Below are 10,073 nucleotides of genomic sequence, written 5' to 3'. Positions count from 1 at the left end.
ACGCGAACCGTTACTAGCGATCCTACAGGGACACATCAGCGTCTGCTGCGGTCCGTCGGGTGTGGGAAAGTCTACTTTAATCAATCATTTGGCGCAAACAGACACCCTGCGCACGCAAAGTGTCAGTTCAAAAATTGGTCGCGGACGTAATACTACTCGTCATGCCAAGTTGCTGCGACTGGCGCCGGATACATTCATTATGGATACGCCGGGGTTTGCGTCGCTTTCCTACTTACCGCGTGAAGTGACTGATATTGCTGCACGTTTTCGTGATTTTGTGCCCTACTTAGGTCAATGCCGATTTGATGATTGCCGCCATTTAAAAGAGCCGCACTGTGCTGTCAAAGGGGCGGTAGAAAGCGGTGCTATTTTACAAAGTCGCTATGACTCCTACCAAGCGTTGGCAGAAGAGTGGCTGGAAAAAGAGAGAGGCAGATATCGATGATAAAAATTGCACCATCCTTACTTTCTGCAGATTTTTCTCGCTTGCAGGAAGAGTTGAAAATGCTAACGCAAGCGGGCGCCGATATTGTCCATTTGGATATTATGGACGGCCATTTTGTTCCGAATCTGACATTTGGTCCACCGGTGATCAAAGCGCTACGGCCCCACAGCGATTTAGTGTTTGATGCCCATTTAATGGTCGAACAACCGAGTGATTATATTGAACCACTACATGAGGCCGGCTGTGATATGGTATCTTTTCATTATGAAACAGAACCACATGCGGATCGCGTAGTGCAGCTGATCAAAAAGTACGACATGCAAGCCGGTATGGTATTAAATCCGTCTACTCCTGTAGAGGTATTGCAAGATATTTTGCCGGCGCTTGATTTTGTGTTGTTGATGAGCGTCAATCCGGGATTTGGCGGCCAAAAATTCATTCCTTATGTGACTGCCAAAGTAAAACGTTTAGCCGAACTAATTGAACGCACGAAGAGCTCCGCGTCGATTGAAATCGACGGCGGTGTAGGACCGCAAAATGCGGCTTCGTTGATCGCAGCGGGGGCAAATATTTTAGTCGCTGGCTCCGCTGTATTTAACAGTGCAGATCGTGCCGAGATGATTCGTACATTACGTAATTCGCAATAACTTAATATGTCGTGTCTTTGAGGCAAGGTGAGGGTCAATTGACTCAATTCCTGACCGGCGGTAAAGTCCGCAAGCGCAAGCTGATTCGATGAAATTTCGAAACCGACAGTATAGTCTGGCTGGGAAAGGACAAAAAAGGACACTTTTACGTTGTCCTTTTTTCTTTATGGAGGCATATTATGCAAGCTGATATATCGACAGAAGATATTTTGTACATGGAGCGAGCGCTGCAACTCGCACAAATCGGGACAATAGCCGTACGGCCTAATCCGTTTGTCGGGGCGGTGGTTGTTAAAAACCATACGATTGTCGGGGAAGGATGGCATCAAAAAGCAGGCGGTCCGCACGCAGAAATCTGGGCATTGCAAGACGCAGGCGAAGCAGCGCGAGATGCTACTTTATATGTAACACTTGAACCGTGTTCACATTACGGAAAAACACCTCCATGTACTCAAGCGATCATAACGGCAGGTATCAAACGCGTGGTCTGTGCATGTTGTGATCCGTTTACAAAAGTCAACGGGAAGGGCATCAAGATATTAGAAGAGGCCGGTATAGAAGTAGTGTGCGGCGTTTGTGAAGAAAAAGCACGCAAAATTAACCGCGGCTTTTTTCGTAGCATTGAGCAAAAGCGACCGCAGGTGGTGGCGAAAATGGCGACGACGCTGGATGGCAAAACGGCTACAGTCACTGGAGAATCCCAATGGATTACCGGCAAAGAAGCGCGTCATGATGTGCAGCGTTTGCGTTCTCTTAGCGATGCCATCACGGTAGGTATTAATACCGTACTTGCCGATGATCCGCAGCTTACGGTGCGAGATTTTTCTCGTCCTAAACAACCGTGGCGTGTGATTTGGGACAAAACGGCACGATTACCGCTTACCGCCACGATAGTTACACAGTTGCCTGAACGAACAATTTTATTTTGCACACAGGAGGCTGCCCCAAATCGACTTGAGGCACTGCGTCAGCAGGGAGTCAATGTGGAATTATTATCCTGTAATGCCGAAGGCGAACCGGATATCCGAGCAGGTGTCAAATTACTCCTGGAAAAGTACGAGATTCAAACCGTTTTATTAGAAGGCGGCGCCACACTTATCGATGCGTTTTTACGAGCCGCACTTTTGGATGAAATTTATCTGTATATAGCGCCACTTATGTTCGGTGGAGCGATGGCTAAAGGGATTAGTGCCGGAGCTGGAATTGAGGCGTTGCAAAATGCGCCGCGATATACCTTAATAGATACCCAAATGTTCGCTGATGATATTCGCCTGCATTATGAAGTAAAGGAGTTCGGATGTTTACAGGTTTGATTGAACAAGTTGGCACGATACGGCGGCTGGAACGAAACGGTACCAGCTACTTGCTGACCATTGCGCATCTGCCGTGGGATGAGCCGCTTAAAGCAGGGGACAGCGTCGCTGTTAACGGCATTTGTCTGACGACAGTCGATGTGCAAGCACAGGCATTTAGTGCGACTGCCATGCCGGAAACAGTACAACATAGCGCGATGGCCAAGTGGCAATTGGGGATGCATGTTAATTTAGAACGGGCATTATCGGTAAACGGACGTTTACACGGTCACTTTGTTTCCGGGCATATTGACGGTATCGGCAAAGTCAGCCAAATTCGAAGGGATGAAATAGCGCACCGCATACGGGTTCAAGTGGAACCTGCACTATTACGGCATATTATTCCCAAAGGGTCGATTGCGCTTGACGGTATGAGTTTGACCATAACGGAAACCGGGAAAAATTACTTTGAGGTCTCTATTATTCCGCATACCTGGCAACAAACGAATACCCGAGAATATCAAAATGGCAGTATCGTAAATATTGAGACAGATGTACTGGGGAAATACATTGATCATCTGTTGAGAAGTCAAAAAAATACCGATGAAAACCTGCAAAAGATTTTAATACAAAACGGTTTTCTGGATTGAGGAGAGTAAGGTAAATGGATTCGATTCAACAGGCCTTAAATGATTTAAAAAGCGGTAAAATGATTATAGTGGTAGATGACGAGAAGCGGGAAAATGAAGGCGATCTGGTAATGGCTGCTCAATTTGCTACTACCGAGGCTATTAATTTTATGACGAAGGCCGCTCGAGGCATTATTTGCGTACCGATGAAGAGTAAAGATCTGGAGCGTTTGGAGATTCCTCAAATGGTTGAGGAAAATACGGACAACCATCAAACGGCTTTTACAGTTTCCGTTGATCATATTCATACCGGTACCGGCGTTTCGCCGCATGATCGCGCGCTCACTATTAAAGAACTTTTAAATCCTGCGGCCAAAGGCAACGATTTTCGCCGTCCGGGACACGTGTTTCCGCTTCGTGTTCGGGAAGGCGGTGTGTTTGTACGTTCTGGCCATACGGAAGCCTCCATTGACTTGATGGAGTTGGCTGATTTATATCCTGCCGCTGTGATTTGTGAAATCACGGCAGACGATGGAACGATGATGCGTCGTCCGGAATTGCAGCAATTTGCTAAAATACACGGGCTTACCATGATCAGCGTGGCGCAAATATATGAATACCGCAAGCAATCCGAGGAAATGGTACGTCGGGTAGCTACTGCAAAATTACCGACGGCATACGGTGAGTTTACCATTTATGTCTATGAAAACACATTGGATTCGTTTAACCACCTGGCCATCGTGAAAGGCGATATTAACGGCAAGGAGGATGTGTTAACCAGAATTCATTCGGAGTGTTTGACCGGGGACGTATTCGGTTCGTGCCGCTGTGATTGCGGCGAACAACTGCATGCGGCATTGCGTCAAATTGAGGCCGCAGGCGCTGGTGTCGTTATCTACATGCGTCAAGAGGGAAGGGGCATCGGTCTAGTCAATAAAATTCGTGCGTATAAATTGCAGGAAGAAGGCTTCGACACGGTGGAAGCTAATGAACAGCTTGGCTTTCCTGCCGACTTGCGTGAATATTCGCTCAGTGCACGCATTTTAAAAGATCTCGGCGTGAAAAGCATTCGGTTGTTGACCAATAATCCCGCCAAAATCGATAATTTAGAAAAAAATGGGGTTACCGTTACTGCACGAGAATCGATTGTTATTCCGCCCAATGATTTTGATCGCGAATATTTAAAAACCAAAGAAGATAAAATGGGGCACATTTTTTAACGAGGTGACATATGAAAACATACAACGGAAACTTGATTGCTGACGATTTAAAAATGGCGATTGTTGTCGGTCGTTTTAATGATTTTATTACAAATCGACTCTTAAGCGGGGCATTGGATGCACTGAAACGGCACGGCATGAAAGAGGAAAACATTACAATTGCGTACTGCCCGGGGGCGTTTGAATTACCGCTCGTAGCTAAAAAATTTGTTGCTAAAGAGGACGTAGATGCGGTTATTTGCTTAGGGGCTGTGTTACGAGGAGCTACGTCGCATTACGATCTGGTATGCAATGAAGCGGCCAAAGGTATCGCCGCCACTTCGCTTGCTTCGGGAAAACCGATTCTTTTCGGTTTGGTAACTGCTGATACTTTGGAGCAGGCGATTGAACGGGCTGGAACTAAAAGCGGCAACAAAGGCTTTGATGCCGCTATGTCGGCCGTGGAAATGTGCAATTTATTGAAGGAGATATGACATGTGGAAAGATAGTATTAAACATTATCTGGCCCATGAAGGTTTAAAAATCTCGGTGGCGTATACGACCTCTGCTGTCGCGCGCGCACGAGCATTGCATGATCTTTCTCCTGTAGCTACGGCTGCATTAGGACGCGCGATGACGGGTGCATTGCTACTCGCAACTGATTTTAAAAACCAGGAAGGCGTAAGTATTCGTTTCGACGGCGACGGACCGCTGGGCAAAGTATTTGTCGATGCCTATGAGACTAACCGTGTTCGCGGCTACGTGGAGAACGGACAGGTCGATTTGCCGCTTAACGAGCACGGAAAATTAGATGTCGGGCAAGCTGTCGGTCAGGGCATGCTGTATGTCACAAGATACTCTCTCTTGCGGCAGCCTTATCAAAGCGCTATTGAAATTCACTCGGGTGAAATCGCGGAAGACCTGGCTTATTATCTAACACTTTCGGAGCAGATCCCTTCGGCGGTAAGTCTCGGCGTGATGGTAAGTGGCGATGTACAGGTATTAGCCGCCGGAGGCATTTTGGTAGAGGCAATGCCGGATCGTGATGAGGAAGCATTGCAGCAAATAGAAGCCAATTTGGTAAAGCTGGGACCAATTACCAATGCGATGCGTACGCATACGGAAGAAGAAATTATTGAAATTCTCTCCCATGGTTTACATGTAGATTTACTGGCAGAAAAACCAGTGCTTTGGGAATGTACCTGTTCGTCCGAAAAATTTCTTACAGCGTTAAAGACAATTCCGAAAGAAGATCAGGAAGCTTTGCTGCAGGAAGATAAAACGGAATTGGTCTGTCACTACTGCGAACGAAAATATGTTTTTACCAAAGATGAATTAGCAGCTGCCTTTGCTGAAAAGGAGGGGCCTAATGCGTAAACTGGCTATTATTGGAGGGACGGGAGTATATGACCCCGCGTTTCTCAATAATACGAAAACAACGTCCATCAAGACACCTTATGGGGATGCCGTTTATACATCCGGTACTTTTATGGATAAAGAAATTATTTTCATGACTCGTCATGGTGCCAATCACACGATTCCGCCTCATAAAATCAATTATCGTGCCAATATTTATGCTTTGAAAATGCTTGATGTTGTTGCCATTGTAGCGACTACCGCCGTCGGTTCACTCAATCCGGACATGAAGCCGGGTGAAATGGTACTGGTCGATCAATTGCTCGATTTTACCAAGTCGCGTGAACACACCTTTTATGACGGTTCTCCTTTGCCGGTAGCGCATGTGGATTTGACGGAACCTTACTGCGGCACATTACGTAAAATAGTTGCAGAAGCCGCCAAGAAAGAAAAGTTGCCGTTACATGAAAAAGGGACCTATGTATGTACAGAAGGTCCGCGTTTTGAAACCGCCGGCGAAATTAAAATGTATGCGCAGCTCGGAGGTGATGTCGTAGGTATGACCAATGCACCCGAATGCCCATTAGCTCGGGAAGCGGAGATCGCATATACTACCATATCGCTCGTTACCAACTTTGCCGCCGGTATTTCTCCACAAAATCTCACACATAGTGAAGTGGTAGAGGCTATGGAAAAAAATAGCGAGCAACTGAAAAAACTCCTGCGATCCGTCATGACGACATTTGACCCTGCATTTGATAGTCCGGCATTGCATGCCATGGCAGAATACGGTGGCTTTAAAGTAGAGCAGGGAATTAAGTTATGAGACACTTATATTGGGAAAATGGCGCACTCATCTTACTTGATCAGCGACGTTTACCCACTGAAGAAGTGTATATCACCTGCAGAAAGGCAGCCGATGTCACTCATGCGATAGCTACCTTGGCTGTACGTGGAGCGCCGGCCATAGGTGTCGCTGCGGCGTATGCTTGCGTCTTGGCATTTGCCGAAAGCGCAACGTCAGGAAACAGCATCCCACAACAATCTACCTTTAATGCTGCCACCGAAGCTTTACGGGAAGCGCGACCGACGGCTGTCAATTTAGCCTGGGCTGTGGATTTGCAGCGTGAGATATACGCTACACTGCTTGCACAAAATGCGTCATATGACGCAGCTTACCAAGCATTACTTTTGCAAGCGCAAAAAGTGGATAGCGATGACCTTGCACAAAATAAAGAGATGGCTAAGCACGGCGCTGCACTTTTTGATCGACCGGTAACGATTCTTACTCACTGCAATGCGGGAGCACTTGCTACAGGAGGTATCGGAACTGCGTTGGGAGTTATCCGTGAATTGCATCTCCAAAAAAAATTAATCACGGTCTATATGGATGAAACACGCCCGCTGCTTCAGGGAGCTCGTCTGACGGCGTATGAATTAACGAAAGATAACATTCCCTGCACGTTAATTTGTGACAATATGGCCGCAAGCGCTATTTTAAACAAAAAAATAGATGCCATAATCGTCGGTGCGGATCGTATTACCATGCATGGTGATGTTGCTAACAAGATCGGAACTTACGGTTTGGCTGTGTTGGCGTATTATCACAATATTCCATTTTACGTAGCAGCGCCGAGCTCGACATTTGACTTTACGCTTAAGGACGGTTCACAGATTCCCATTGAAGAGCGTGCTGCCGAAGAGGTGCGCCAATTTCAAGGGGTTTGCAGTGCGCCGCAAAATGTTGCCGTTTGGAATCCCGCATTTGATGTAACTCCCGCTGAATTGGTGACGGGAATAATTACAGAAAAAGGTGTGTTAACCGCACCATATAAGCAGGCAATCACCAAATTAAAAGAGAAGGTGAAACAATGAATTCTATCATCCGAGATTTATCTCTGGCCGCGGAAGGCGAAAAAAGAATTGATTGGGTACAAAGATATATGCCGGTGCTGCAGGAAATTCGGCGAGATTTAACAAAGCGGCAAGCATTTGCAGGTAAAACCATAGTTATGTCGATTCACTTGGAGGCAAAAACGGCATTTTTGGCGACGGTTTTACAGGAAGCCGGAGCCAAGGTCATTGTCACCGGCAGCAATCCGCTTTCTACGCAGGATCCGATTGCCGCCGCTTTGGTTAAACGAGGTCTTACCGTATATGCTACGCACGGTTGTACCGATGAAGAATATACACAATACTTAAACCACGCTCTGGACCACAAGCCGCATCTGATTTTAGATGACGGCGGTGATGTGACGGCGCTTGTTCTGGATAGTCGTAAAGATGCGCAGGAGCGCCTCTTGGGCGGTTCCGAAGAAACGACTACCGGTGTACAGCGTTTGCGCGTATGGGATAAGGAAAAGAAACTGCAATTCCCGATGGTTGCTGTCAATGATTCACTGTGTAAATATCTTTTTGATAATCGCTACGGTACCGGGCAATCCGCTTGGGACGGTATTGTTCGGACGACTAATTTGACGATTGCCGGACGCAATGTGGTAGTTGCGGGGTATGGCTGGTGCGGTAAAGGCGTTGCCATGCGCGCCAAAGGATTAGGAGCACATGTTTATATCACGGAAATTGATCCTATCAAAGCGATCGAAGCGGTATTTGACGGTTTTACGGTGTTACCGATGGAAAAAGCGGCTCGTCTCGGTGATATTTTTGTCACGGTAACGGGGTGTAAGGATGTCATCACTAAAGCCCATTATCCGTTAATGAAAGATGGGGCCATTCTATGTAATGCAGGCCACTTTGACGTGGAAGTAAATGTGCGTGAACTCAGTGAAATTGCTGACAAAGAATTCGAGGCCCGACAAAATATTAAAGGCTATACATTGGCCAATGGAAATACTCTCTTCGTTTTGGCCGAGGGGAGACTGGTCAATTTGGCGGCAGGGGATGGACATCCCGCTGAAATCATGGACTTGTCCTTTGCGTTGCAAGCGTTGGCGTTAGATTATGTACAGACAAATGCGGAATGGCTTTCGCCGAAAGTATATGTCATGCCAAAAGCTATCGATGAAAAGGTCGCACGGATTAAATTAGCGGCGATGCATTATGCCATTGATACATTGACATCTGAACAATATGCTTACTTATATGAGGAAGGAAGTGCCGAATGAGCACATTAATTCAGCATGTGGACCTTTGGACACCGCAGGAAATAAAAATCGACGTTGATATTTTGGTAAGCGACCAACGAATTCAAAAAATCGGGAAAAATCTTGAATGTGAGGATGTTGACAATAAAATAAATGGCAAGAGAATGCTGGCCATGCCGGGCTTAATTAACAGTCATACCCATGTCGCAATGACATTATTTCGCAGCTATGCCGATGATGTTGCCTTAATGGATTGGCTCGAAAACCACATTTGGCCGGCGGAAGCAAAATTGAACGATGAAGTTGTTTACTGGGGTTCACAGTTGGCTTTTGCGGAAATGATTCGGGGCGGCACCACCGCGTTTTGTGATATGTATATGCACATGCCTCAGGTGGCTAAAGCGGCTGTTGATGTCGGCATGCGCGGTAATATTGCACGTGGCTTGGCGGGAACTTCTCCCAATGGAGAGGAAGCGCTGCAGGAAAATGTGGCGCTTTTCCATGAATGGCATCAAGCAGAAAACGGCTTAATTCGTGTAATGCTTGGACCGCATGCGCCATATACCTGTCCGGCAAAATATTTGGAAAAAGTCATTGATGCCGCCGGTAAAGACAATATCGAAATCCATATTCACTTATCCGAAACGCAAGGGGAGGTCGAAACCTGCCGAGAAAAACACGGGCTCAGTCCGATTGCTTATATGGAACAACTCGGTCTGTTTACTCAACCGACCTTAGCCGCACATTGCGTACACGTAGACGCTGACGATATTGCTATTATAGCGGAGCATAATGTAAGGGTTGCACATAATCCGCGCAGTAATTTGAAACTGGCTTCAGGCGTAGCACCGATTCCTCAGATGCTTGCTGCGAATGTAACCGTCGGTTTGGCTACAGACGGTGCATCGAGCAACAATAAGCTTGATATGTGGGAAGAAATGCAGACAGCCGCATTAATTCATAAAGGTGTATCCTACGATCCTACCGCTATTCCGGCACAAACCGCGGTGGAATTGGCTACATTAGGGGGCGCCCATGCACTTGGATATAGCGATCTCGGCGAATTGAAAGAAGGCAATTTAGCCGATATCATCTTAATCGACCGCAGCGGCTTCCATTGGCAACCGCAGTATAATGTTACGTCATTGCTTGCCTATGCGGCACAATCGTCGGATGTGGATACCGTTATGATCAACGGCAAGCTTGTTATGCAACATCGCCAACTGCTTACCATTGATGAAGAGCGTTTGCGCACTGAAATTACAAAAGCACAGGAGTACTTTAGCAACTTGTCATAAGCAATAAAATGTGATAGCCTATAATAAATAACGATAATTTAACATTATCGTTATTTATTATAGGCCTTTTTAGGTGGTGTATTATGGCTAAACACTTCTATTT

Annotated in this window: 11 protein-coding genes and 1 riboswitch; all 11 genes read left to right on the top strand. The window is 46.5% G+C overall.

Annotation, left to right across the window (positions count from 1 at the left end; all coding sequences use genetic code 11):
* A partial coding sequence (gene rsgA / locus RDN69_RS05060) for a ribosome small subunit-dependent GTPase A (protein WP_288218309.1) occupies positions 1-445 on the top strand: 445 nt, incomplete at its 5' end.
* A complete protein-coding gene (rpe, locus tag RDN69_RS05055; protein WP_159821936.1) occupies positions 442-1,092 on the top strand; it encodes a ribulose-phosphate 3-epimerase in 651 nt (216 codons plus the stop codon). The genes rsgA and rpe, both read left to right, overlap by 4 nt.
* Before the next feature lie 9 nt (positions 1,093-1,101).
* Positions 1,102-1,227, top strand: a riboswitch (FMN riboswitch).
* 44 nt (positions 1,228-1,271) lie between these two features.
* Positions 1,272-2,405 carry a bifunctional diaminohydroxyphosphoribosylaminopyrimidine deaminase/5-amino-6-(5-phosphoribosylamino)uracil reductase RibD gene (gene ribD / locus RDN69_RS05050; protein WP_024049207.1) on the top strand — a complete coding sequence of 378 codons (1,134 nt, stop codon included), beginning with the start codon at positions 1,272-1,274 and terminating at the stop codon, positions 2,403-2,405.
* Positions 2,402-3,034 carry a riboflavin synthase gene (locus RDN69_RS05045; RefSeq protein WP_274954068.1) on the top strand — a complete coding sequence of 211 codons (633 nt, stop codon included), beginning with the start codon at positions 2,402-2,404 and terminating at the stop codon, positions 3,032-3,034. The genes ribD and RDN69_RS05045 overlap by 4 nt, the downstream gene beginning before the upstream one ends.
* Before the next feature lie 14 nt (positions 3,035-3,048).
* Positions 3,049-4,233: a bifunctional 3,4-dihydroxy-2-butanone-4-phosphate synthase/GTP cyclohydrolase II gene (locus RDN69_RS05040; protein ID WP_024049209.1), complete on the top strand. Its 1,185-nt coding sequence runs from the start codon at positions 3,049-3,051 to the stop codon at positions 4,231-4,233.
* 11 nt (positions 4,234-4,244) lie between these two features.
* Positions 4,245-4,706: a 6,7-dimethyl-8-ribityllumazine synthase gene (gene ribE, locus RDN69_RS05035; protein WP_024049210.1), complete on the top strand. Its 462-nt coding sequence runs from the start codon at positions 4,245-4,247 to the stop codon at positions 4,704-4,706.
* Between the two features lies 1 nt (position 4,707).
* The gene (hslO, locus tag RDN69_RS05030; protein WP_024049211.1) at positions 4,708-5,589 is read left to right on the top strand and encodes an Hsp33 family molecular chaperone HslO; all 882 of its coding nucleotides are present in this window, start codon (positions 4,708-4,710) and stop codon (positions 5,587-5,589) included.
* Entirely contained in the window at positions 5,582-6,394 is an 813-nt protein-coding gene (gene mtnP, locus RDN69_RS05025) for an S-methyl-5'-thioadenosine phosphorylase (protein WP_024049212.1), read from the top strand. Before hslO ends, mtnP begins: the two co-directional genes overlap by 8 nt.
* Positions 6,391-7,443 carry an S-methyl-5-thioribose-1-phosphate isomerase gene (mtnA, locus tag RDN69_RS05020; RefSeq protein ID WP_024049213.1) on the top strand — a complete coding sequence of 351 codons (1,053 nt, stop codon included), beginning with the start codon at positions 6,391-6,393 and terminating at the stop codon, positions 7,441-7,443. The genes mtnP and mtnA overlap by 4 nt, the downstream gene beginning before the upstream one ends.
* Positions 7,440-8,693: an adenosylhomocysteinase gene (locus RDN69_RS05015; protein WP_024049214.1), complete on the top strand. Its 1,254-nt coding sequence runs from the start codon at positions 7,440-7,442 to the stop codon at positions 8,691-8,693. The genes mtnA and RDN69_RS05015 overlap by 4 nt, the downstream gene beginning before the upstream one ends.
* Positions 8,690-9,970: an amidohydrolase gene (locus RDN69_RS05010; RefSeq protein ID WP_024049215.1), complete on the top strand. Its 1,281-nt coding sequence runs from the start codon at positions 8,690-8,692 to the stop codon at positions 9,968-9,970. The genes RDN69_RS05015 and RDN69_RS05010 overlap by 4 nt, the downstream gene beginning before the upstream one ends.
* The last annotated feature ends 103 nt before the right edge of the window (positions 9,971-10,073 follow it).

This window comes from uncultured Negativicoccus sp., from assembly GCF_902480485.1.
Lineage (GTDB): Bacteria > Bacillota > Negativicutes > Veillonellales > Negativicoccaceae > Negativicoccus > Negativicoccus succinicivorans.
Note: the sequence above shows the minus strand (reverse complement) of the source record. Positions and strands in the feature narration are given on the sequence as shown.

Coding starts and splice junctions, on each gene's coding strand:
- rpe (WP_159821936.1), top strand. CDS start 442: ATGATAAAAATTGCACCATCCTTACTTTCTGCAGATTTTTCTCGCTTG.
- ribD (WP_024049207.1), top strand. CDS start 1,272: ATGCAAGCTGATATATCGACAGAAGATATTTTGTACATGGAGCGAGCG.
- RDN69_RS05040 (WP_024049209.1), top strand. CDS start 3,049: ATGGATTCGATTCAACAGGCCTTAAATGATTTAAAAAGCGGTAAAATG.
- ribE (WP_024049210.1), top strand. CDS start 4,245: ATGAAAACATACAACGGAAACTTGATTGCTGACGATTTAAAAATGGCG.
- hslO (WP_024049211.1), top strand. CDS start 4,708: ATGTGGAAAGATAGTATTAAACATTATCTGGCCCATGAAGGTTTAAAA.
- mtnP (WP_024049212.1), top strand. CDS start 5,582: ATGCGTAAACTGGCTATTATTGGAGGGACGGGAGTATATGACCCCGCG.
- mtnA (WP_024049213.1), top strand. CDS start 6,391: ATGAGACACTTATATTGGGAAAATGGCGCACTCATCTTACTTGATCAG.
- RDN69_RS05015 (WP_024049214.1), top strand. CDS start 7,440: ATGAATTCTATCATCCGAGATTTATCTCTGGCCGCGGAAGGCGAAAAA.
- RDN69_RS05010 (WP_024049215.1), top strand. CDS start 8,690: ATGAGCACATTAATTCAGCATGTGGACCTTTGGACACCGCAGGAAATA.